Annotated in this window: 21 protein-coding genes, 1 other RNA gene and 1 other annotated feature; of the genes, 2 read left to right on the top strand and 20 right to left on the bottom strand. The window is 44.5% G+C overall.

Translation table 11 applies throughout. The features are described 5' to 3' along the window. Window positions 1–169 precede the first annotated feature (169 nt). The 7 genes from PG840_RS03205 to spoIVA all read right to left on the bottom strand — a co-directional run bounded on the left by PG840_RS03205 (window position 170) and on the right by spoIVA (window position 6298). Window positions 170–1348, bottom strand: a complete 1179-nt coding sequence (locus PG840_RS03205; protein ID WP_270205242.1) for a cation:proton antiporter — start codon at window positions 1346–1348, stop codon at window positions 170–172. A gap of 89 nt (window positions 1349–1437) precedes the next feature. Then, complete coding sequence (locus PG840_RS03200; protein ID WP_173689837.1) at window positions 1438–2367, bottom strand: hypothetical protein; 930 nt, start codon at window positions 2365–2367, stop codon at window positions 1438–1440. Between the two features lie 231 nt (window positions 2368–2598). Then, window positions 2599–2946: RNase P RNA component class A (gene rnpB / locus PG840_RS03195), an RNA gene on the bottom strand. A gap of 46 nt (window positions 2947–2992) precedes the next feature. Next, entirely contained in the window at window positions 2993–3466 is a 474-nt protein-coding gene (gene rnhA / locus PG840_RS03190) for a ribonuclease HI (RefSeq protein ID WP_008374972.1), read from the bottom strand. 11 nt (window positions 3467–3477) lie between these two features. After that, window positions 3478–4167, bottom strand: coding sequence for an MBL fold metallo-hydrolase (locus PG840_RS03185; RefSeq protein WP_055246903.1), 690 nt, complete (start codon window positions 4165–4167; stop codon window positions 3478–3480). Between the two features lie 8 nt (window positions 4168–4175). Then, the gene (locus tag PG840_RS03180; protein WP_117834041.1) at window positions 4176–4661 is read right to left on the bottom strand and encodes a MogA/MoaB family molybdenum cofactor biosynthesis protein; all 486 of its coding nucleotides are present in this window, start codon (window positions 4659–4661) and stop codon (window positions 4176–4178) included. 164 nt (window positions 4662–4825) lie between these two features. Next, a complete protein-coding gene (spoIVA, locus tag PG840_RS03175) occupies window positions 4826–6298 on the bottom strand; it encodes a stage IV sporulation protein A (protein WP_055155641.1) in 1473 nt (490 codons plus the stop codon). A 212-nt stretch (window positions 6299–6510) separates the two neighbouring features. Between spoIVA and PG840_RS03170 the strand changes: the two genes are divergently transcribed. Further along, entirely contained in the window at window positions 6511–7494 is a 984-nt protein-coding gene (locus PG840_RS03170) for a cation diffusion facilitator family transporter (RefSeq protein WP_195250116.1), read from the top strand. Between the two features lie 51 nt (window positions 7495–7545). Here PG840_RS03170 and PG840_RS03165 read toward each other — a convergent pair whose 3' ends face one another. From PG840_RS03165 to der, 4 genes are all read right to left on the bottom strand, one after another. Next, complete coding sequence (locus PG840_RS03165; protein ID WP_270205241.1) at window positions 7546–9996, bottom strand: cation-translocating P-type ATPase; 2451 nt, start codon at window positions 9994–9996, stop codon at window positions 7546–7548. Between the two features lie 84 nt (window positions 9997–10080). Then, window positions 10081–11091 (bottom strand): NAD(P)H-dependent glycerol-3-phosphate dehydrogenase, encoded by a 1011-nt coding sequence (locus tag PG840_RS03160; protein WP_270205240.1) that lies wholly within the window; start codon window positions 11089–11091, stop codon window positions 10081–10083. Window positions 11092–11103: 12 nt separating this feature from the next. Beyond that, window positions 11104–11748: a glycerol-3-phosphate 1-O-acyltransferase PlsY gene (plsY, locus tag PG840_RS03155; protein WP_195501749.1), complete on the bottom strand. Its 645-nt coding sequence runs from the start codon at window positions 11746–11748 to the stop codon at window positions 11104–11106. A 1-nt stretch (window position 11749) separates the two neighbouring features. Beyond that, window positions 11750–13078, bottom strand: coding sequence for a ribosome biogenesis GTPase Der (der, locus tag PG840_RS03150; protein ID WP_008374955.1), 1329 nt, complete (start codon window positions 13076–13078; stop codon window positions 11750–11752). 172 nt (window positions 13079–13250) lie between these two features. On the opposite strand from der, the gene PG840_RS03145 reads away from it, so the two are divergent. After that, a complete protein-coding gene (locus tag PG840_RS03145; protein WP_008374954.1) occupies window positions 13251–14423 on the top strand; it encodes a ribose-phosphate pyrophosphokinase in 1173 nt (390 codons plus the stop codon). Between the two features lie 265 nt (window positions 14424–14688). Here the strand turns inward: PG840_RS03145 and aroB are convergent, their stop codons facing one another. The 9 genes from aroB to ilvD form a co-directional block, all read right to left on the bottom strand. Further along, window positions 14689–15747, bottom strand: a complete 1059-nt coding sequence (aroB, locus tag PG840_RS03140) for a 3-dehydroquinate synthase (RefSeq protein ID WP_270205239.1) — start codon at window positions 15745–15747, stop codon at window positions 14689–14691. 28 nt (window positions 15748–15775) lie between these two features. After that, on the bottom strand, window positions 15776–16789 hold the full coding sequence (aroF, locus tag PG840_RS03135) for a 3-deoxy-7-phosphoheptulonate synthase (protein ID WP_117556157.1): 1014 nt from the start codon (window positions 16787–16789) through the stop codon (window positions 15776–15778). A gap of 102 nt (window positions 16790–16891) precedes the next feature. After that, window positions 16892–17162: a binding site (T-box leader), on the bottom strand. Window positions 17163–17240: 78 nt separating this feature from the next. Then, window positions 17241–18110 (bottom strand): shikimate dehydrogenase, encoded by an 870-nt coding sequence (locus tag PG840_RS03130; RefSeq protein WP_270205238.1) that lies wholly within the window; start codon window positions 18108–18110, stop codon window positions 17241–17243. Between the two features lie 381 nt (window positions 18111–18491). Beyond that, a complete protein-coding gene (locus tag PG840_RS16800; protein WP_330663222.1) occupies window positions 18492–18785 on the bottom strand; it encodes a hypothetical protein in 294 nt (97 codons plus the stop codon). After that, window positions 18745–19332, bottom strand: a complete 588-nt coding sequence (locus tag PG840_RS03125; protein WP_330663221.1) for a glyceraldehyde 3-phosphate dehydrogenase NAD-binding domain-containing protein — start codon at window positions 19330–19332, stop codon at window positions 18745–18747. Before PG840_RS03125 ends, PG840_RS16800 begins: the two co-directional genes overlap by 41 nt. Before the next feature lie 220 nt (window positions 19333–19552). Further along, a complete protein-coding gene (locus PG840_RS03120; protein ID WP_008374946.1) occupies window positions 19553–20713 on the bottom strand; it encodes a phosphoglycerate dehydrogenase in 1161 nt (386 codons plus the stop codon). A gap of 1 nt (window position 20714) precedes the next feature. Continuing rightward, the gene (serC, locus tag PG840_RS03115; RefSeq protein WP_117556164.1) at window positions 20715–21797 is read right to left on the bottom strand and encodes a 3-phosphoserine/phosphohydroxythreonine transaminase; all 1083 of its coding nucleotides are present in this window, start codon (window positions 21795–21797) and stop codon (window positions 20715–20717) included. Between the two features lie 48 nt (window positions 21798–21845). Further along, on the bottom strand, window positions 21846–23537 hold the full coding sequence (ilvB, locus tag PG840_RS03110; protein ID WP_117556166.1) for a biosynthetic-type acetolactate synthase large subunit: 1692 nt from the start codon (window positions 23535–23537) through the stop codon (window positions 21846–21848). A 28-nt stretch (window positions 23538–23565) separates the two neighbouring features. Beyond that, window positions 23566–25236 (bottom strand): dihydroxy-acid dehydratase, encoded by a 1671-nt coding sequence (gene ilvD, locus PG840_RS03105; RefSeq protein WP_008374941.1) that lies wholly within the window; start codon window positions 25234–25236, stop codon window positions 23566–23568. Between the last annotated feature and the right edge of the window lie 82 nt (window positions 25237–25318).

Genomic DNA, 25318 nt, shown 5'->3' with positions numbered 1-25318 from the left:
AGGACGCATGAAAAAAGAAAATTTTTTCATGCGTCCTTTATTTTTTGTCTCCTTCGTACAGTAAGAAAGGAGATCTTGGTATTGCTCGTCCTGTTTTCTGCAGTATGTTTGTCCGGCACAGCATACAGTGGATATTGACAGAATGCAGTCATAGATTTTCCGTCCATCCTTATCTTTTATCCAATAGCTTTTTATAAGAAAGATCAATCACAAACGCTCCAAGTGGCGCTGTCAGCACGATTGCAAGTACTGCCACCGTAAGTACCATATCCCCACAGGCAAATCCCAGCGAAAGCGGAATTCCTCCGATTGCTGCCTGCACGGTTGCTTTCGGTGTATACGCCATCATCACAAAGGCTTTTTCCTTTCCTCGAAGACTGGCTCCAAGCAGACATACAAATACACCCAGCATCCGGAACACCAATGCGCCTGCGATCAAAAGCACCGCCTTGATTCCAACCTTTCCCAGATACCCGATATTGACCGTTGCCCCCACCAGTACAAACAGGAACACCTCTGCTCCGACCCAGAGTTTCCCGTATTTTACAGAGATTCTTTTTGTAACAACCTCCCGTTTTTTCTGCAGTCCAATTCCAATAAACATAATTGCGATCAGTGCAGAAAATGTGATTGCAGTTGTCATTTTATCTTCGATCGTAACCAGCAGGAACGAAATACTCAAAATGATCAGAACCTTTGTGGTATCCCGAATGTGAACTTTTTTAAAAAAGCATGCCAGCAGGACTCCGATCAGCAGTCCGATCGCAATTCCCAGAATGATCGATACCGGGATATTTACAAAGCTGATGACCGAAGCCCCTTTTCCCTGCATCATTCCAACAAAGGTAGAAAATAATACGATCACATAGACATCATCTACCGATGCTCCGGCAAGGATAAGCTGTGGGACTCCTTCCTTTACTCCATATCCTTCCTCCATCAGCTTTACCATTCTCGGCACCACAACCGCCGGTGAAACGGCCGCAAGCACTGCTCCCATAATTGCAGCTTCCAGCAAGGTGATTCCCATCAGTTTCGGTGCAATCAAAAGCATTCCAAGGAGTTCAAAGCTTGCAGGGACAAAGCACATCATCACTGCGGATCTTCCTATTTTCTTCAGCCCTGACAGATCCAGCCCAAGCCCTGCCCTTGTCAAAATGATAATCAGGGCAATTTTCCGGAGTTCGGATGAAATTCCAAGAATACTGCTGTCCAGCAGATTCAAAACATACGGTCCGAGAACCACACCGGTCGCCAACATCCCAAGCAAACCTGGCAATTTGATCTTCTGACAGATCCAACTCATACACATTCCAACAAGCAGGATCAGCGCAATACTTAATAACATAAAAAATACCTCCTATAGACGCAGAAAAACAAAAGCGAATATGTCTTCGAAATTTCTGGTATTTGTCCATAAAAATCTTTCCCTTGATTTTAAAACAAATCCAGCATATTATCCAGATACAATTCCTCTCTTACATGCAGCTGATATTCCGGCTTTGTCATATAATACAGTAGAAATTCCAGGATCAGCGCACTTCCAAGTCCCCTGCCTTCGATCTTAAAATTTGTAAATCCCATCGGCAAATAGATATTTTTGATATCATCTACACTGATAAATCCCGGATTTTTCATCGCTTTTGAAAAACGATAGCCTTCCTTTGCATTTGGCGCAGTACACCGGTGTTCCTCTCCATCTTCTCCGAGATTCTTCCGGCTCACATCCTCATAACAGGCTTTCCGGTCCCTGCAGCCGAACCAACAACACTCATTACACAGGAATTCAACTTTATCCTTCTGACCTTCTGATAATGTATTCCATTTATCCAACATCTTATTCAGACGGAAATCCGGCACGACATATTGAAAATCTTCTCTCTGGATTTCCCGCAAACACTCCTGAAATTCGGTCAACACTTTCGTGGTAGATGAGACCAGATAGAACCCCGGATACTTCTTTTTCAGATAATCCACCAGCAGCTCTGAGTGCACGATCACACCGTTTTTCACACCTGTGCTTTTCTCAAATAACTGACAAAGCATATTGCATCTCTGATCCGCAAGGTGCTCTTTCCTGAGCAGAGAATTACTAAAGGTCAGACGGGCAGAAATCCCGTACTTCTGCATAAGTGCAAGCACTTCTTCCGGCTCAGCTTCTCCTGCTTCCACACGTCCTCCGCCCCACAGGCAGTCTTCCGGGGCTCCATAAATGGAACCAATCTCACACCAGTCATAGAAATACTCCCTGTGTGTATAAAACAGCGGCAAAAAAAGTCTGTACAGTTCATAAAATTCAAACAAGCCCGGAAGATGGTAATATGCTACATTTCCTCTTTCCCGACTTTGAAAACGATTATTCCTCATTTGACACTCCTACATAACTTTAATCCTCCTAAAACTACCATATTTTTCAAACGATTGTCAAACGGATTATCACGTTTTTTTATTTTTCATTCCACTCAAAAAATCATTCACACAATACTACGATATCATAAAAATTAAAACTTTTTAAAGGACACCGCAACAAAAAAAGAATCTATATCCTTCATAAATATGAATACAGATTCTTTTCAAAATTTCTCAATTAAAAATAAAAAAGCAAGCAAAACGATAAGCCGGGTTATGTCGTGGACGTTCATCTATCCAGTTCTGCTGTTGCCAGCAGACTCAAGCGACCAACCTGAAGCATGACGGGCCGCCATACCACTTCTTTTCGGTCTTGCTTCGGATGGGGTTTACATATGCCCTGTGTGTTACCACCCAGGCGGTAGTCTCTTACACTGCCCTTCCAACCTTACCTGCATCTGCAGGCGGTATATTTCTGTTGCACTATCCTTAGAGTCACCTCTACCGGACGTTATCCGGCATCCTGCCCTGTGAAGCCCGGACTTTCCTCGTCTGCGGCCTTTCGGCACCTGCATCCGCGAACGTCTGTCTTACTTGCCTTAGATACTTTATCACATTTTTTTATCAGTGTAAAGGATTTCTTCTACACTCCCGGATCAACCTGCAGCTCATTTCCGTCTGCGGCCGTTGTCGCAAGAGTATCACAACGTTCATTCTGCGGGTGTCCATCATGCCCTTTTACCCAATTGAAGTTCACCTGGTGCGGCTTTTTCGCTTCCAGAAGACGCTTCCACAGGTCGGTATTCTTGACCGGCTCATTCTTCCCACGCTTCCAGCCCTTTTTGATCCATCCCTCAATCCAGTGCTGATTGAATGCATTGACCACATATTGAGAATCAGAATAAAGCTCTACCTCGCAAGGTCTGTTGAGCGCTTCCAGCCCCCGGATGACAGCCATCAGCTCCATCCGGTTATTGGTTGTCCGCACATAGCCGCCGGAAAGCTCTTTAACGTGAAGTTCTCCCTTCGGGTCTACATATTCCAGAACGACTCCATAACCGCCCGGTCCGTCCGGATTACCTCTTGCCGCTCCATCTGTATAAATACTGACTTTCATAACTTGTCTCCTTATAGTTCAAATACCTGTCCCATTTCCCGGATCCGCATGATCTTCTCCCGGTATGGTTCTGATACTTCCATTCCGATAAGCCGATCCTGCACCTCGTACTGCTTCCACATATGCATCGGAAATACAATCTTCGTATCCGTATGCCGCATATACCAGTCAAAGCCCCAGTAAAACTGCTCTTCCTGTCTCGGGTCAAGCACGACAAATGCAAGATCGATCTTTTCACCGGCCAGCGTTTCAATCTCCTTTTGATAATCGCCGCGCATCATCCGGTTATACGCATCATCTTCCTCTTCCCAGTGCCACCAGTTCAGATCCCCTGCATGATAAATGATCCTGTCTTCGCATCTTACCAGAAAGGCAACCCCTTCATCGGTTGAACGCAGACTTTTTACCTTTGTATCCCCGACAGTAATCTCATCCCTTTTTCGCATGAAATGTTCCGATTCACGCTGCTCCTTTTTCGCAATTCTGATATCCTTCGGGAAAATATATTCCACATCCGGATACACATCCGCAAGCTTCAGGATCTCTCTGTTAAAATGATCCGGATGGGAATGGCTGGCAAACACCAACAGCTTCTTCGCTGGATCAAACTCCGGCATCGTTCCTTCATAATAGTCAAATAATAGAATATGGGATTCCAGTTCCACTGAAAATCCGCTGTGTCCGATATACGTCACCCTCATCTGTCTGCCTACTCCTCAACATCATCATGTTCACCGACTGCCGTCTCTGTCGCATAAACAATCTCCGGAAGAACATATTCCAGACACTCTTTAATGATCTTCGGACTTCCTGGAAGATTGACGATCAGGGATTTACCCCGAATACCTGCTGTTCCTCTCGTCAGCATTGCCCTTTTTCTGGTCCGTGTCATAAAAAGACGCATCGACTCTCCAATCCCCGGAATCTCCTTATCGACCACTGCCTTTGTCGCTTCCGGAACACAGTCCTCTTCTCTGCATCCGATCCCACCGATCGTAAGGATCAGATCTGCCATCTGTGCATCCGCGATCTTCGCAAGGATCTTGCGGATAACCTCCCTGTCATTTGGTACCGGCTGTACAAGCTCTGTCTTGAAGCTGACCTGATCGAGCACTCTTCGCACGATTGGCGAACACGTATCATCCTTCTGTTTTCTGTATATCATGGTGTCTGCTGATACAATTGCTACTTTCATAGATGTCCCTCTTTTCTTTTCTCCTCACGTATAGATTTCATGGTATCTTATATGACCATTCATTCCATGAAAATGTATCCCCTAACGTATAGACTTTAGTATAACATACTCTCGGATTGCCATGCAAGTTTCCTGCCGCCAATCGAATTGATTTAAGAAAAATTTTAGATAATGATGCAAACCATACCTCCGTTGCTGTCATTGACGATCTTCTGCATGGTGTCCTGCAGTTTTGCCTGACTCTCATCTCCGATCATGGCGATCTTGTTTCGCACGCCATCCATCACCAGCTCTTCAATCGATTTTCCGAAAATATTGGTTCCCCAGACTCCATCCGGGCTTTTTGCCGCCTCGTTGATATAATTTACCAGATCCTTTGCCTGCTGCTCACTCCCCACGATCGGCGCGATCTCGGTCTCAATGTTAGCTCGGATCATATGGATAGAAGGTGCTTCCGAACGGATCTTTACTCCGTATTTATTGCCCTGCCGGATTACCACTGGATCGTCCAGCCGGATTTCTTCTCTCGTCGCGCTGACTACACCGTAGCCTTTCATTTTAACCGAAGCAAGAGCATCTTTGACACTTTCATATTCTTTCTGGAGCATGGCAAGATTACGCACTGTATGGATCAGATCATATTCCCCGCTGATCTGCGTTCCGGTCAGATCACTTAACATTTCATAATAACAGCCATCTTCTACCTTGATTTCAACCGAGATCTCACCGGTATCCATGGACACACCTGTTACATTTACTGCATTTATGTAGGTACTCTGCTCCGGCTTCCGGATCTCCATCGCATCCCGGATTTCTCCGATTCTGCCCATGACTTCTCTTGCATAAGATACCAGCTCTTCCCGGACCTTGTGATCTGCTGTAAGTATTTCCACCCATTTTGGAAGGAAAAATTTTACTTCTGTGACCGGAAATGCAAAGAGCACATTTTCCATGATCCGGTGGATATCTTCTTCCCGTAGCTGTTCACAGTTGACCGGAAGTGCCGTTACCTGATATTCTTTCTGGATTTCTTCTGCCACGTTTTTTGCCTCTGCGCTGTACGGTTTCCGGGTATTGACCAAGACCACGAACGGCTTTCCAATGCTTTTCAGCTCCTGGATCGTTTTCTTTTCTGCCGCCCGGTAGCTGTTTCTGGGAAGCTCTCCGATACTTCCGTCTGTCGTCACAACAATCCCGATCGTGGAGTGGTCATGGATTACCTTTTTCGTCCCGATTTCTGCCGCCTTTGTAAACGGAATTTCTTTTTCGTTCCACGGCGTTTTCACCAGACGTTCTGCTCCATTTTCCATGTGACCGGCGGCTCCCTCCACCATATAGCCCACACAATCGATCAGACGCACCAGCACACTCACATCCTTTGCGAGCTGGATTTCGGCAGCTTCTTTTGGCACAAATTTCGGCTCCGTTGTCATGATGCTCTTCCCTGACGCAGACTGCGGAAGCTCATCCACCGTCCGCTCTTTTGCATGCTCATCGGTCATTTTCGGCAGCACCAGCACATCCATAAAACGCTTGATAAAGGTTGATTTGCCACTCCGCACCGGTCCTACCACACCCAGATAGATCTCTCCATTCGTCCGGCACTGTATATCCTTGTATAAATCAAATGTATCCATACACTGTCCCCCTTTGATTGCTGATACAGTGTATGCGGGCTTTCCCCGGTTTAGAACAACTATACTGCCAGTTCACTTTTACTTTCTTGCCATCAATTTCAAAATCGGGTATGATAAATGGTAACAAAAAAGCGTATTACAGGCACGTAATGCCTTTCATTTATCAGAAAATCCTATCGGGATTTTCTTACAGTCAAAAAAGGAGGTATCCTATGCACGTAGGAAGAAAAGCACAAAAAAGAGAAAAAAAAGCCATGTCTGTCTCCCTGTACGGGAATCTGTTTTTCGTTATCGTTGAGATCGTCATGGCAATCTACACCAGTTCCCAGGCAGTTCTTCTGGACGCAATCTATGACGGAGTCGAGTTCTGCATGCTCCTGCCGTCGCTTTTTCTGATTCCGCTACTTTACAAGCCATCCAATGAAAAGCACCCGTTCGGTTATATGCAGATTGAATCTATGTTTGTCGTTGTCAAGGGCATTACCATGACTGGCGTTACCGTCGGGCTGATCCTGAACAATATAGAAATCATGATCCATGGTGGCAGAAAAGTCGCTTTTGATACCATTGCCTGGTTTGAATTATTTGCATTTTTTCTGGGAATTACCGTATCCATTTATCTCAAATATAAGAATCGTCTGATGGATTCCCCACTGATCACAATGGAAATGGAAGGCTGGGAGATCGACAGTATTGCCTCTTTCGGTATGGCAATTGCCTTCTTTCTTCCGGTTCTGCTGCCTTTTCCATGGTTCAGACCCATAACACCTTATCTTGACCAGATCATTACCGTCACCCTGTCCATCTTTATGCTGCCGACGCCGATAAAGACGGTAATAACCGGACTTCGGGATCTGTTCCTGATCCCGCCGGAGGAAGAGACTGTTGATGAAATTAAAGAAACGATCGAACCTGTCCTAAATGCCTATGGTTACAAAAAACTCTACTATGACATTCTCCGTACCGGAAGAAAGCTCTGGATCAGTGTTTACATCACCTTTGACAAAGATCTGGTTTCCATTACCCGGTTTAAGATCGTACAGAATTTCTGTATCCAGGCTCTTGCGAAAAAATATACGGATTTTTATTTTGAACTTCTGCCGGATATTGTGTTTACCACGGATGATGAGGCATTGACCAATCATATCGTAAACCAGTCGGAAGAAGTGGATCAGAATGCAAAATTTGTAGACTGAATTATCTGATCTTTATTCTTTAAAAATACTCATTTTCCAAGAAAAGCTGCCTTAATCGGCAGCTTTTCCTTTAAATTCTTTGATTGGATTCTTGATAAATTTTATGTACTGCTTTCTCAGCCATTCGATCAGCTTCGTCAGATACCGAAGTACCGGCTCGGTCGCGATAGAGAATACTACAAAAAGCATAATGCATTTTCTGGACATTCCCGTAATCGCAAATAACTGTGGCAGGAAGATACTGCATCCTAACAGTCCGATCACGCATCCGATCCAGACGATCATACGCAGTGCATTCATCGGCTGGCAGATCCGGTAAAGGATCATGAATCCGACAATTGCAAGCAGCATCGTCGCCGCCGTAGAAATATCTTTGGATGCAACTCCGAACGTCTGTCCAAATACAACCAGCGCACCAACCGCAAGTACATCCGTAAGTCCTGCCGGAAGTGCCTTTAAGAACACATTGGTCAGGAAGTGGCCCTTAATGATATCCCGGTTCGGCTGCAGTGCCAGGAAGAATGCCGGAATACCGATCGTATACATGCTGATCAGCGATACCTGGGATGGCTCCAGCGGATAGGTAATCATAAAGACTGCCGAGAAAATTGCAAGCAGGAAGGAAAAAATATTCTTCACCAGAAACAGACTTGCTGAACGCTGAATGTTATTAACAACTCTTCTTCCTTCCAGAACAACCTCCGGCATCCTTGAAAAATCGGATTCCAGAAGTACCACCTGGGACGCCTGGACCGCCGCATCGCTTCCTGATGCCATCGCCACCGAACAGTCTGCATCCTTCAGGGCAAGTACATCATTAACACCATCACCGGTCATAGCGACCGTCATTCCCTGCTTTTTCAGTGCCTGCACAAACTGTCTTTTCTGTTCCGGGATTACCCTTCCGAAGACCGTATATTTGCTCACCGCAAGGGCAATATCTTCTTCGGTCTTTAATGTTCCCGCATCCACGTAATTCTCTGCGCCTTCAATTCCGGCCTGCTTCGCAGTCTCCGATACGGTGATCGGATTATCACCCGAAATAACTTTTATCGCAACACCCTGGTCCGCAAAATATTTGAAAGTCGCAGGCGCTTCTTCCCTGACTTTATTGAGAAGGAGGACATAACCAAGCGGCGTTACCGTTCCAGTCAGCGGCTTACCATCCGGCTCTCCATCATAGCTTCCAAATACCAGTACACGGAACCCCCTGGACGTATACTGTTCTATTCTTCCCTGATACTTTGTATAATCCTCACGCAGGACAAATTCCGGTGCACCAAGCACATATGCCTGATCTTTGAAAATTACTCCGCTGTATTTGACCGTGGAAGAAAAAGGAATCACTTTTTCCGGCACTTTATCTGAATGCTCTGTAAAATGTTCTTGCATCGCATGCATCGTGCTGTTATCCGCGTCCATTCCTTTGACAAAATCGCCGATCATCCGGTTCAGATCCGGCATCTTTTCTTCGTCATAGGCCTTGGCTTTCACCACTTCACTGACACACATACTGTCTTCTGTGATCGTACCTGTCTTGTCAACACAAAGCACATTAACCCGCGCCAGAGTCTCGATACTCTTCATATCATGGAGCAATACCTTTTTCGATGCAAGACGCATTGCACTTACCGCAAGTGCCACGCTTGCAAGAAGATACAATCCTTCCGGGATCATGCCGATCACTGCAGCAACCATGGAGATAATACTCTGCCGGAAGCTGTCGTGATTATAGAAATAACTCTGCACAAACAAAATGATTCCTATCGGGATCAGTGCGATTCCGACCATTTTTACCAGCTTATCCAGGGAACGAATCATCTCCGACTGTTCCCCCTGCTGCATGGCTTTTGCTTCCAGAGTCAGCTGTGAAATATAGGAATCCGCTCCAACCTTGTCCAGGCGTGCATGACAGCTTCCTGATACCACAAAACTACCTGACATCAGACGGTCTCCACGCTTTTTCGTGATCTCATCAGATTCACCGGTAAGTAAAGATTCATTGACCTGAACCTCGCCAGCCTCAACAACCGCATCTGCACAGATCTGGTTCCCTGCACGAAATACAACAATGTCGTCCACAACCAGCTGATCCGCCTCCAGATTCAGCGATACCCCTCCACGGATTACTTCTGCGTGCGGTGCATTCAGCATGGTCAGCCTATCCAGTACTTTCTTGGAACGGATCTCCTGAATGATCCCGATCAGTGTATTGCAGATGATGACCGGCAGGAATGTCAGATTTCGCAAAGAACCTACCAGGCACAGCAGAATCGCCAGAATCAGAAAGATCAGGTTGAAATAGGTAAATATATTATTATGAACAATCTCTTTTGTCGTAAGTCCCGGTGGAGCAACCTCATCATTGGTCCAGCCATTCTCTTCCCTTATCCGAATCTGCTCGGGATTAAGACCTACCCGGTAGTCTGGAACCACACGCTGGATCTCGCCGCGAACGACTTCTTCCTCTTGTGTTTCTTTTTCTTTTTTTCCGAATTTCATACAAAAAATCCTCCTGTATACACGTCATTATACGCCTATACGGAAGGATTTTCCATTAAGACTTTATGAAATTTCTTTGAAACTTTAATCCCACGGAAGGTTACTGTATTCGCTGCGTCCGTCACGCATCATCAGTTCGCTTACCGCCTCCTTTGCAGGTTTGCCTTCAAAAAGTACCTGGTTGACCTTTTCCACGATCGGCATGGATACCTCATATTTTTCAGCCAACTCTCTTGCCGCTTTTGCTGAATACACGCCCTCGACTACCATCTTGACCTCAGCCATCGCTTCTTCCATCGTCATTCCCTCACCGATCAGAACACCTGCCTTACGGTTACGGCTGTGCTTACTTGCACAGGTGACGATCAGATCGCCGATTCCGGTAAGTCCGGTAAAGGATTCCAGCTTTCCACCCATCTTTATACCAAGTCTTGTGATCTCCGCAATTCCTCTGGTGATCAGTGCAGCTTTGGTGTTATCCCCGTATCCGAGTCCATCTGCAACTCCGGCTGCAAGTGCGATTACATTTTTCAGGGAACCGCCAAGCTCAATTCCTTTAATATCCGGGCTTGTGTAGACACGGAACACATCATTCATAAAAATTTTCTGCAGATAAATGGCGGTTTCTTCTGTCTCTGCTCCGACTACAACCGTTGTCGGAAGTTCGCGGCTTACTTCTTCCGCATGACTTGGACCTGAAAGAACAGCTACATTTGCCTGCGGAATCTCTTCTTCAATCTGCTCGGAAAGTGTCTTTAAAGTACCCTCTTCAATTCCTTTTGCCACATTGACCAGAATCTGCTCTTCCTTTACATACGGGCACATTTTCTTCGCCGTAGCTCTGGTTGCCATAGACGGAACTGCAAGAACGACCACATCTTTTCCTTCCACGCTTCCCTGCAGATCTGTTGTGATCTCGATCTCCTCCGGGATATGAACGCCCGGAAGCTTACTTGGATTTTCCCGCTTTTCTCTGATCTCATCTGCTTCTTCTTTTAAATAAGACCAGATGGTTACATGATGTCCGTTTTTATTCAGTACCAGCGCCAGGGCCGTTCCCCAGCTTCCTGAACCGATAACTCCGATTTCTGCCATAATTATTACCTCTTATTTTTTCTTTTTTGAAAAACTGATCTTGCTCTCTGTACCATTTCTCAGACGTCCGATATTCGCACGGTGGCGGATAAATGCAGAGAAAACAAAAAGCACTCCGATTCCATACAGTTCAAACAGATACTTCTGCGCCATTCCAAACATTCCCATCTGTCCGTCAATAACAAGTCCGACAAGGAACAGTACGGAAATCACCAGCGATCCCAGTGATACATAACGTGTCACGGCAACAATTACAATAAACACAATCAGACATACTGCCGCAATCCGAATATCTGTAGATAAGATCATACCTGCCGTAACTGCAATTCCCTTTCCGCCCTTGAACTTCAGATAGAATGGAAAATTATGTCCGAGCACTGCCCCAAAACCTGTATACAGCGAAAGGAGCGGTAAAATATCTGCGTGAGACTGTCCGTAAATTCCGCGGACCACCAGAACTGCGATCACGCATTTGAAGCAGTCACCTAGCAGGGTGATCATTCCGGCTTTGATTCCCATGGTGCGAAGTGCATTGGTAGAACCTGCATTTCCGCTTCCCATCTTGCGGATATCTACTCCCTGAGTTTTTCCATAGAAATAGCCGGTCTGAAACAGACCAAATATATAGCCGATCAGCAAACATACAAGACGTTCCATCTTATTTGTCCTTCTCCTTTCTCTCCCTGATAAAGAATTTAAGAGACGTTCCACGGAAGCCAAACGCTTCACGGATCTTATTCTCCAGATATCTCGTATAAGAGAAATGCATCAGTTCTTTATCATTTACAAAGATGACAAATGTCGGCGGTTTGACCGCTACCTGGGTAATATAGTAAAGTTTCAGCCGTTTTCCCTTATCTGACGGCGGCTGCTGCATTGCAACAGCTTCGGTCATGATCTCGTTAAGGACACCCGTAGCCACACGGAGTGTCTGGTTCTCAATAACGGTGTCGATCATGTCAAAGAGCTTCGGAAGTCTCTGACCTGTCAGTGCAGACACATACATGATCTCTGCGTAAGGCAGGAAAGACAGCACCATCCGGATCTGATGCTCATATTCCCTCGTGGTCTTATCGTTCTTTTCAATGGCATCCCATTTATTTACAACGATGATGACACCTTTTCCACGCTCATGTGCGATTCCTGCGATCTTGGCATCCTGCTCGGTTACTCCTTCTGCCGCATCGATCACAACCAGGACCACATCCGCTCTTTCTACTGCCGTAACTGTACGGATAATACTGTAGCGCTCCAGTTCCTCTTTGATCTTATTCTTACGGCGAAGTCCTGCTGTATCAATGAATACGTACTCTTTTCCATTGTGCACTACTTCCGTGTCAATGGCATCTCTTGTAGTTCCGGCAATATCGGATACGATCACACGGTCTTTTCCGATCAGACGGTTGATGATCGAAGATTTCCCAACGTTCGGTTTCCCAACGATTGCAACTCTCGGACGGTCATCTTCCTCTTCCTGGCCTGCCCCTTCCGGAAAATATGCCAGAACCTTATCCAGCATATCTCCGATTCCAATTCGTTCCGATGCTGAGATCGGAACCGGATCTCCGATTCCCAGATTATAAAATTCATACACATCCGGCATCATCTTGTTAAAATTGTCCACTTTATTGACAACAAGGATGACTGGCTTGTGGGAGCGGCGGAGCATATCTGCCACTTTTGAATCGGAATCTACAAGTCCCTGCTTTACATCTGTCATAAACAGGATCACATCTGCAGTGTCAATGGCGATCTGTGCCTGCTCTCTCATCTGGGAGAGGATCACATCACGGCTGTCCGGCTCGATTCCACCGGTATCGATCAACGTAAATTCTTTATCGAGCCAATTCACTTCTGCATAAATTCTGTCGCGGGTAACACCCGGCGTATCTTTAACGATTGCTATCTTTTCTCCTGCCAGTGCATTAAAAAGCGTCGACTTTCCAACGTTCGGCCGCCCTACAATGGCAACAACTGGTTTACTCATATTTTCTTCCTCCTGATATTTATTCGGAATTCTACTTCTATATCATACTAGATTTCTTCAAAAAATGCAATTTTTTAACGCCTCTTTCTTGTCATTGCTTTTAAATAATGGTATAAAAGATAAGTAAGATTAGATAAAAAGCACTTAAAACGCTTATTATAAGGAGGAACTCATGACAAATATCGAACTTATGGAAAAAGCTCTTCCGACAGCACCACTTAAAATTGCTGCCCTGGAAAGCTGCAAGGACCTGGCAGAAAAAGTGGATCAGTACATCGTATCGTTCCGCAAAAATTCTCTGCATGATTTTCTGGATCCTGCAATCTATTCATCTTATGAAGCAGATTCTTATCTTGCAAAGAACAGTTGCCCACGTTTTGGTTCGGGGGAAGCAAAGGGAATGTTTGGCGAAAGTATCCGCGGAAAAGATCTCTTTATTATGGTGGATGTCTGCAACTACAGCCTGACATACACAGTAAACGGACATATCAATCATATGTCACCGGATGATCACTATCAGGATCTGAAGCGTATCATCTCCGCTTCTACAGGAAAGGCACACCGTGTAAATGTAATTATGCCATTCCTTTACGAAAGCCGCCAACACAAGAGAACCAAACGCGAATCTCTGGACTGTGCAATGGCTCTGGAAGAATTAACCGCAATGGGTGTATCTAACATTCTGACATTTGACGCACACGATCCGCGTGTACAGAATGCGATCCCACTCAATGGTTTCGACAGCTTCAACCCTCTGTATCAGTTCATCAAAGCTTTGTTTAAAGCAGAACCGGATCTGAAAGCAGACAAAGATCATCTGATGATCATCAGCCCGGATGAAGGTGCAATGCAAAGAGCCGTATACTTCTCCAACGTACTCGGTGTTGATATGGGTATGTTCTACAAACGCCGTGATTATTCTACCATCGTAAATGGTAAAAATCCGATCGTTGCACATGAATTCTTAGGTGACGATGTACATGGAAAGACCGTTATCATCATCGATGACATGATTTCTTCCGGTGAAAGTATGCTGGATGTTACCAGGCAGTTAAAAGACCGCGGAGCTGAGCGTGTATTTGTATGTACTACTTTTGGTCTCTTCACAGAAGGTCTTGACAAGTTCGATGAATATTATGAAAAGGGCTATCTGGACAGACTGATCACAACCAATCTGACCTATCTGCCTCCTCAGCTTCATGATAAACCGTATTTCATTGAAGCAGATATGAGTAAGTTCCTTGCACTGATCATTGATTCGATGAATCATTCTACATCTATTAGTGCGGTTATGAATCCGACGGATAAGATTCATGATTTGCTTGCGAAGAGAAATATGAGATAAATTTTGTTGGCGGGAAAGTAAGGATATATTAGCGAACAAACACCGCAAAAGAACCATAAAACAGGACAGCTTCCTGCTTTTCTTCTCTTATCGCTTTTCTATTTTTGTTATATAATAACCATTGGTTATATACGATCTTCTGGTAGAAATCAATAAAAATGATGACATAACAAAAAGAACTATTGCATATGCGCAGAAATTAACTCAAATGCCGTAAAACCAATATCTTTCATGGTCTTACGGCATTCTTATTTATCGTATTTACTTATACCATCCTGTCCCCATCAAAGAATTCCTGTCCGGTCGGGTATGTATAGGAATCTCCGATTTCATGGAGAAGGACGACTTTTAATTTATTATTCAGTGTTTTTTTATCCAGCTTGATTGCTTCGGTAAGCTGTGGGAGTGGGACATCGGCTTTTACCGGAAGTTTATAAGCTTCCAGGACTTTCCGGATGTGCTCGGCTTCGCCTTTTTTGGTGAGTCCTTTCTCTTCAGCAATCTTTGTGATCTGGTACATTCCGATGGCTACGGCTTCACCGTGGCTTTCTCTTTCATAGTGGAAGTGCTGCTCAATGGTATGGGCAAGGGTATGTCCGAAGTTCAGGAGAATCCTCTCTCCGGTATCAAACTCGTCTTCTTCTACAACACGGCGTTTGATATCGACACAAGTTGCGATCACATCGGTTAAATGCTCTTTCAGATTCTCATAGGATCCGCATTTCTCCAGAAGCTCAAAGAGCTTGCGATCCTTGATGCATCCGTATTTGATAACTTCCCCCATGCCGTCCGTCACGTAACGCTCCGGCAGGGTTTCCAGTACATCCGGATCGATCAGTACCATCTTCGGCTGGTAAAAGGCACCTACCAGGTTCTTCCCCTGCGGAAGATCGACTGCAACTTTTCCACCAACAGAAGAATCTACCTGTGCAAGAATGGAAGTTGGAATCTGTACGAACTTGATTCCTCTAAGAAAGGTCGCTGCCACAAATCCGGCAAGGTCTCCTACCACTCCACCGCCAAGTGCAACGATCAAGTCTGTTCTGGAAATCTTTGCTTTCAGAAGAGAGCTGTATACACCCGGAAGGGTTTCGAATGCTTTTGACGGTTCTCCATGTGGAATCACGGTTTCCGTACACTCATATTTTTCAGAAAGATTTTTCTTAAGCGCTTCTCCGTAATAAGAATAAACTCTGTCATCGGAAATGATCATGATCTTTGATCCCCGATATACTTCTGCTATTCTTTCTGCTGCTTCTTTCAAAATTCCTCTTTCAATATAAATCGGATAGCTGTGTTCCTTTAAATCTACCGTCATTTTCATCGTTTTGTTCCTCCCAGGCTGCTGTTTTTTACATTTCTTTACCGACTGCTTTTGCGATTCCGGTAATCTCTTTTAACAGTGTATCATATTTTTCCGGTTTCAGCGACTGTGCTCCGTCACAAAGTGCCGTTTCCGGACTGTTATGTACTTCGATAATCAGTCCGTCCGCTCCTGCTGCAATTGATGCCTTTGCCATCGGATCAACCAACCACCATTTTCCTCCTGCATGGCTCGGATCTACAACTACCGGAAGATGGCTGAGCTTTCTCACTACCGGAATAGACTGAAGATCCAGTGTATTTCTGGTATAAGTCTCGAAGGTACGGATTCCTCTTTCGCAGAGGATAACATTTGGATTTCCGGATGCCATAATGTATTCTGCTGACATCATCCATTCTTCGTAAGTTGCATTAAGTCCTCTCTTTAAAAGGATCGGTCTCTTCGTCTGTCCGAGCTGTTTTAACAGGTCATAGTTTTGCATGTTACGTGCACCGATCTGGATCAGGTCTACCTTTTCATCGAAGATTTCCAGATATTCCGGTGACATCAGTTCTGTTACGATCGGAAGCCCTGTCTCTTCTCTTGCTGCACATAAGATTTCCAGACCTTCAAGGCCAAGTCCCTGGAATGAATATGGGCTTGTTCTCGGCTTGAATGCACCACCACGGAGCATATTTGCACCAGATGCCTTAACAGCCTTTGCGATCTCGATCACCTGCTCTTCTGACTCCACAGAACAAGGTCCGGCGATCAGTGCCAGATGTCCGCCACCAACTTTGACACCAGATACATCTACGATGGTATCGTCCGGATGGAATGCACGGTTTACAAGTTTATAAGGTTCCTGTACATGCATAACTTTCTCAACAGAAGAGTCTACTTCGAAAAGCTTTGGATCCACACGGACCGTATCGCCGATACAGCCGATAATTGTAAGATCCTCACCTTTTACAGTATGTACTTCCAGTCCCTTTGCACGGACCATATTCTCAACTCGTTTTACGTTTTCATCACTTGTTCTTGGTTTTAATACGATAATCATAATCTTTTTCCCTTTCTCTTCTCTCTACTAATCATCGAACATGTCTTTTAGAAGTTCCTTCGGAATTTCCTATGAAACAAAAAACCCCCGTCTTCTGTAAAAACAGAGGACGAGAGTATTATATACTTCGTGGTTCCACCTCATTTTACAATTGTCTCACGACAACTGCCTCGTCAGGTACGTCGTTCATAACGGTTATACCCTTGCAGATAACGGCTGCTACCGGAAATACCTATTAACAATTCTTCAAAAGAATGCATTCAGTATCCTACTCCAAGAGGAATTCAATATAATCTTCGGTATCCTTCTTCCACCGATAAAGGACTCTCTGTGACGTCTTATTATATTTACTACTTCTTTTCATTGTATTTTGATAGTAGAATATGTAATTTTCAAAATCTATAGCTTATGTTACACGAATCAATAGGCTTTGTCAATCATTTTCAGCATATTAACGCGAGAAATATTTTTCTTTGATAATATCAACCGGCATTTCTTTTCCTGTCCAGAGTTCAAATGATGCAGCACCCTGATATAACAGCATATTCAGACCGTTCAGTGTCTGGCATCCTGCTGCTTTTGCTTTCTTCAGGAATAACGTCTCTTCCGGATTGTAGATTACATCAAATACAAACAGATCTTTTCTGAACACACTGTCATCTGTGATGATACATCTGTCTGTCTTCGGTGCCATACCGATGGAAGTTCCGTTTACCAGAATTGCACTTTCTGCGATCTCCTTTTTGAGGACTTCCGGGTCAGAGAAGTCATAGATGTTGATCTTGCAGTCTGTCTTCTCATGAAGTTTCTCGATTGTCTTCTCCGCACGTGTGAAGAATTCATCACGGATGTTGAATACCGAAATCTCTGCTACTTTGTCAAGTGCTGCCTGGATCAGAATCGCTGCTGCGGCTCCACCCGCTCCAAGAAGTGTCATTTTCTTGCCAATGATATCAACGCCTGTCTCACTGACTGCACGCATGAATCCAATTCCGTCTGTCGTATAACCTGTCAGGACACCGTTATCATTTACAACAGTGTTGACCGCCCCACCGATCTCAGATGCCGGTGAAAGTTTATCAACCAGTGAGCACATCAGATTCTTGTCAGGCATAGTCAGGTTAAATCCTCTGACTCCCATGACTTTCAGACCATCTACTGCTGTCTTTAAGTTATCTGTTCCAACATCAAATGCCAAATATGCGTAATCCAGCTCCAGCTGGCGAAATGCCTCGTTATGCATCATTGGGGAAATGCTGTGTGCTACCGGACTCCCCAGTAATCCGGTAAGGACTGTATGTCCTGTAATCTCGTATGCCATTATCTCTTCCTCCTACGTTACATTTTCACACTGTAAAGTGCTACTTTTGTCCTCTATCATACCATATTTTTCAAAATACGCAAGCATCGTTATAAAAAAGACGATATTTTCCTGCCTTTGAAAAAGCATTTTGAAAAATTTGAGTACCAGAGGACACAGAATATGCTTCGCATATTCTAGCGCCTTGGGCGGTCGCTTACGTCATATACATTGCATGGTTCAGTGCGCATCTTGCCGGAGGCTTTTTGTTACATAGGAAATGAATTATCCTATGTAACAAAAAGAGTATCATGTTTCTTTTTGTTCACGTGATACTCTTTCTTTTATGGCTTCTGACTGTTACTGCTGATATACGTTTTACTTTTTCATTTACAATCTGTTTTATTTTACACCATGGTCCACCTGGTACATATGCGAAATCAGGCGGAAGATCTGACTGGTATATCCCCATTCATTATCATAAAAACTGATCAGTTTGAAAAAATGACCGTTTACCTGGATTCCTTCCCTTGCATCAAAAGAGGATGCGTGATTATCTCCGATAAAATCGGAAGAAACAACTTCATCATCCACATAATCCAGAATCTCCTTAAGAGTTGTTTCGGAAGCTTCTTTCATTTTCTTGCAGATATCTTCATAAGTGGTTTCTGTCTTCAAAGCGACATTCAGATCCACAATGGATACATCTGAAGTCGGTACACGATAAGAAATTCCATTTATCCTCCAATACCTTACAGATCGGTGCAAGACAGTTTGTTGTGCAAGATGCATTTGAAACGACCTGCATAAATGACTGATAAAGTTCATGATTCACGCCCATTACAAATGTCGGTGTGTCCTGATCTTTAGCCGGTGCAGAAATGATCACTTTCTTTGCTCCACCCCGGATATGTGCCATTGCTTTTTCTGTCGTACAGTAAGCACCTGTCGCATCTATAATGTATTCTGCTCCACACTCTCCCCACGGAATGTCAGCAGCAGCATTTTCTGAATACACTCGGATCTTCTCGCCATTTACAACAATTCCATCCTCATATTTTTCCAGACTTCCCTGGAAACGTCCAAAGATCGAATCGTAACGGATCATATAAATCATATAATCCAGATCTGCGTTTCTCACATTGATCCCACAAATTTTAAATTTTTCCGGCTGATTGATGGCAATGCGGAATGCAACTCTTCCAATACGTCCAAATCCGTTTATGCCGATTGTTATTGCCATATTAAATACCTCCCTGTATATGACATATTGATACTCTTTGTATCTTCTTCCCTTGCAATAACAGTCCGCCACAATCTATTGCGAGTGTAACACACTTTTTTTGAAATGCTACCGAAATGGCAGTAATTAATCATTTAACAGGATTCTTATTTTTTTAACAGGATTCCTATTTTTTTAACAAAAAAGGATGCGCTTTTTCAAACGCACCCTCTGTCATTTTTTATGCAATTACTCTGACTTTCAGAACACCCTCGATCATTTCCAGACCTTTTACCACGTCTTCTGCCACATCATTATCCACATCGATCATCGTATATGCATAGCTGCCACGGCTCTTATTCGTCATATCATCGATATTGACATTATCCTTTGCCAGAAGCGCAGTAAACTGACCGATCATGTTCGGAATATTTCTGTGCAGAATCGTAATTCTTGTTTTATCCCTTACCCCCATATCGCATGCCGGGAAATTGACAGAATTACGGATATTTCCATTTTCCAGGAAATCTTTCAGCTCTTCTACTGCCATCTTTGCACAATTATCTTCTGATTCAGCAGTTGACGCTCCCAGATGCGGAATGACAATCGCATGCTTTACTCCTGCGATCTCCGGTGTCGGGAAGTCAGTTACATAGCGTCCGACTTTTCCTCCAACAAGTGCATCCACAATGTCTTCGCTGTTCACCAGTACATCTCTTGCAAAGTTCAGGATCACAACGCCCTCTTTCATCAGACTGATGGCATTCTTATTGATCATACCCTTGGTATCTTCCAGTGCCGGTACATGGATTGTGATATAATCGCACTCCTTGTAGATCTCATCTACATTCTTAGTGTGATGGATGCTTCTTGAAAGTCTCCATGCGGAATCTACAGAAACATATGGATCATAACCATACACTTCCATCCCGAGATGTGTAGCCGCATTGGCAACCAAGACACCGATTGCACCAAGGCCGATCACGCCAAGCTTCTTTCCCTGGATCTCACAGCCTGCAAATGCTTTTTTCGCTTTTTCTGCATCTTTGGCAATATTGCCATCCTCTTCGTTCTCCTGTACCCAGTTGATACCTCCAAGGATATCTCTGGATGCAAGCAGCATACCGGCGATCACCAGCTCTTTTACACCATTGGCATTTGCCCCTGGTGTATTAAATACAACGATTCCCTGCTCCGCACATTTGTCCAGTGGAATATTATTTACACCGGCTCCGGCACGGGCAATCGCTTTTAAATCTTTATCAAATTCCAGTTCATGCATTCCGGCACTTCTTACAAGTACCGCATCTGCTCCTGCCATCTCACCGGCAGGTACATAGTCATCACTGAATTTCTCTAGTCCAACAGGAGAAATCGGATTTAAGCAAAAATATTTATACATATTACAGATTCTCCTCCTCAAACTTCTTCATAAATGCAACCAGGGCTTCCACGCCTTCGTATGGCATTGCGTTATAAATACTTGCACGCATACCACCAACAGTACGGTGTCCTTTCAGGTTCTCAAGACCTGCTTCTTTTGCCTCTTTTACAAATTTGGCATCCAGCTCGTCACTGCCTGTCACAAATGGTACATTCATAAGAGAACGGTCTTTCTTTTCTACCGTACCTTTGAACAGTTTGCTCTGATCCAGGTAGTCATAGAGCAGTTTGGCTTTCTTTTCGTTGCGTTCTTTCATAACTTCCAGTCCGCCCATCTTTTTCAGCCATTTAAATACCTTACCGCAGATATAAATTCCATATGCCGGCGGTGTATTGTAAAGAGAACCTGCGTCTGCATGTGTCTTGTATGTAAGCATGGTCGGTGTTCCCGGAAGTACATCCTCCGTAATCAGATCTTCGCGGATGATCGCGATAACAACACCCGCTGGTCCGACATTCTTCTGGACTCCACCATAGATGAGACCATATTTTGTCACATCTACAGGCTCGGACAGGAAACAGGATGATACATCCGCTACCAGTGTCTTGCCTTTCGTGTTCGGAAGTTCCTTGAATTTGGTTCCGTAAATTGTATTATTTTCGCAGATATATACATAATCTGCATCTTCATCAACCGGCAGATCCGAACAGTCAGGAATGTACGAAAAGGTTTTATCCTCGGACGATGCGATCTTATTCACCTTCCCATATTTGGATGCTTCAGCAGCTGCCTTTTTGGCCCACTGCCCGGTAACAATATAATCCGCTACTTTGTTCTTCATCAGATTCATTGGAATCATTGCAAACTGCTGGCTTGCGCCACCCTGAAGGAACAGTACTTTGTAATTATCCGGGATTCCCATCAAATCACGAAGATCCTGTTCAGCGGTTTCAATGATTTCAGCAAAAGCTTTCGAGCGATGACTCATCTCCATAACGGACATTCCACATCCTTTGTAATCCAGCATCTCATTTGCTGCTTCTCGTAAAACTTCTTCCGGCAGTACTGCCGGTCCTGCTGAAAAATTGTAAACTCGTTTCATATTACTCCTCCATTCCTGCTCTACGTATCTGTCGCTGCATATGTTTTTCTAGTTTGTCTGCTGTTTTTCCTGCAGATCCTTCTCGTCAAAAACTTCACTGATCGGAGCACCCGGAGCAACCATCGGCCATACCTTGTCATCGCTGTCAATCTGGCAGTCAATCACCACCGGACCGCCTGCATTTAAAGCAAACTTAAATGCATCTGCGAATTCTTCTCTGGTCGTAGCTCTTACCGCTTTCGCCCCCATCGCTTCTGCGAGTTTCACAAAATCTACTGCATCATTCAGAACAGTTGCTGAATAGCGCTGTCCGTAAAACAGATTCTGCCACTGTCTTACCATACCAAGCACATGGTTGTTCACTACAACCTGGATGATCGGAATGTTATAACGCGCCGCTGTTGCAACTTCATTCATATTCATACGGAAACATCCGTCTCCGGCGATATTGACTACCGTCTTCTCCGGTCTGCCCATCTTGGCTCCGATTGCGGCTCCAAGACCGTATCCCATGGTTCCAAGGCCACCTGACGTAAGCAGTGTTCTCGGTTTTGTGAATTTATAATACTGCGCTGCCCACATCTGATGCTGTCCAACCTCTGTGACGATGATCGCATCACCTTCTGTCTGTTTGTAAATCTCTTCGATCACATACGGACCAGTCAGACTTTCCGGATGATAGGTAAGCGGGTATTTCGCTTTATATTCCTGGATCTTTTTAATCCATTCGGTGTGTTCCTGCTGTGGCAGTTTTTCATTAACTGCCGCAAGCACTTCCTTGATATCTCCAACCACACCTTCATCGATGATGACATTCTTGTTCATCTCTGCCACATCAATATCAAACTGGAGAATCTTTGCATTACTTGCAAATTTATTTGGATTACCTGTGACACGGTCGGAGAATCTTGCACCGACTACGATCAGAAGATCACATTCACTGACTCCAAAGTTCGATGTCTTGGTACCATGCATACCAAGCATTCCTGTATAAAGTTCATCAGTTCCCGGAAATGCACCTTTTCCCATCAGGGAATCACATACCGGACACTGTACCTTGTCTACGAATGCACGGAGTTCTTCACTTGCATCAGATAATATAGCTCCACCTCCGACGAATACGAATGGACGCTTTGCTTCTTCGATCATCTCTACTGCCTTGTCAATATCTTCCATACAGATTTCTTTTTTGTATTTTACGATTGGCTGGATTTTGACAGGCTCATACTCTGCTTTATTGCCTGTCACATCTTTCGGGATATCGATCAGCACCGGTCCCGGTCTTCCGGACTGTGCGATCTCAAACGCCTTGCGGATCGTCCTTGCAAGATCATTGACATTCTTCACAATAAAATTATACTTTGTGATCGGCATCGTAATACCGGTAATGTCAATTTCCTGGAAACTGTCTTTTCCAAGAAGCGGTACCCCTACATTACAGGTGATCGCAACAATCGGAATAGAATCCATAAATGCGGTCGCGATTCCTGTTACGAGATTTGTTGCTCCAGGTCCACTGGTTGCAAAACACACCCCAACCTTACCAGTGGCACGCGCATATCCGTCCGCCGCATGAGAAGCTCCCTGCTCATGCGATGTAAGGATATGTCTGATTTCATTACTATGCTTATATAATTCATCATATACATTTAAAATTGCGCCGCCCGGATATCCGAATACGGTATCCACGCCCTGCTCTTTTAAACACTCTATCAGTATCTCTGCACCATTTAACTGCATTGTACATTCCCCTTGTCCAGATTTTATTTTATTTGTGTGGAACTTCCAGAACTGCTCCACGGTTTCCTGAAGTTACCATTGCTGCATATCTTGCAAGATATCCTGTTGTAACTTCCGGTTCTCTTGGCTGCCATTTTTCTTTTCTTCTTGCAAGTTCTTCATCTGAAATTCTTGCATTTAATTTCAGGTTCGGGATATCGATCTCGATGATATCGCCTTCCTCGATCAGTGCTACCGGTCCGCCGACTGCTGCTTCCGGTGATACGTGTCCGATAGAAGCTCCACGGGATGCACCGCTGAAACGACCGTCTGTAATAAGTGCTACCGATGAACCCAGTCCCATACCTGCGATTGCAGAAGTCGGATTCAGCATCTCCGGCATACCAGGACCACCCTTTGGTCCGACGTAACGGATAACTACAACATCTCCCGGATGGATATCTCCGCCTTTAATTGCCTTGATCGCATCATCTTCACATTCAAATACTCTTGCAGGTCCTTCATGTACCAGCATTTCCGGTACAACTGCAGAACGTTTTACAACACTGCCATCCGGTGCGATATTACCTTTGAGGACTGCAAGTCCACCAGTCTGGCTGTATGGATTGTCGATCGGACGGATTACTTCCGGATTTTTATTTTCGCATCCTGCGATATTTTCTCCAACTGTCTTTCCGGTTACTGTCATGCAGTCTGTGTACAGAAGGCCTTTCTTATTCAGCTCGTTCATAACTGCATATACACCGCCTGCTTCATTCAAGTCTTCCATATATGTAGGACCTGCCGGTGCAAGGTGACAGAGGTTCGGAGTCTTTTCGCTGATTCCGTTTGCAAAATCAATTTCAAAATCCATACCGATCTCATGTGCGATTGCCGGAAGGTGAAGCATACTGTTGGTTGAGCATCCAAGTGCCATATCAACAGTCAGAGCATTTAAGATGGCTTCTTTTGTCATAATGTCTCTCGGACGGATATTTCTTCTGTACATTTCCATTACCTGCATACCTGCATGTTTTGCAAGACGGATTCTTTCTGAATATACAGCCGGAATTGTTCCATTTCCCTGAAGCCCCATACCAAGTACTTCTGTCAGACAGTTCATACTGTTGGCTGTATACATTCCGGAGCATGATCCGCAGGTAGGACATACTTTATTTTCAAATTCACATACATCACATTCGTCCATTGTTCCTGCTGCGTAGGATCCAACTGCCTCGAACATGCTGGAAAGACTTCTCTTCTGTCCTTTTACATGTCCCGCAAGCATTGGTCCGCCACTGACGAACACTGTAGGTACATTAATACGGGCTGCTGCCATCAAAAGCCCAGGTACATTTTTATCACAGTTCGGGATCATAACAAGGGCGTCAAACTGATGCGCCATTGCCATTGCTTCTGTCGAATCTGCGATCAGATCTCTCGTTACCAGAGAATACTTCATACCGATGTGTCCCATTGCAATACCGTCACAGACTGCGATCGCCGGGAACATGATCGGTGTTCCACCTGCCATGGCAACTCCCATCTTTACTGCATTTGCAATTTTATCCAGGTTCATATGTCCCGGAACGATTTCGTTATAAGAACATACGATTCCGACAAGCGGTCTCTCCAGTTCTTCTTTTGTAAGACCAAGCGCATTGAACAATGATCTGTGCGGCGCCTGCTGCATACCTGTTTTTACATTATCACTTCTCATGATTTTATAATCCTCCTGTAACTTTTGGCTCTATTCTATTACAGTTCCGTCCTGCTTCTCTTTCCCCATAGCAGTACGGAAC

The sequence above is a fragment of the Coprococcus sp. AM97-35 genome, from assembly GCF_027697525.1.
Lineage (GTDB): Bacteria > Bacillota > Clostridia > Lachnospirales > Lachnospiraceae > Allocoprococcus > Allocoprococcus comes.
The sequence above is the reverse complement of the archived record's forward strand: the minus strand, read 5'-3'. Positions and strand labels throughout refer to the sequence as shown.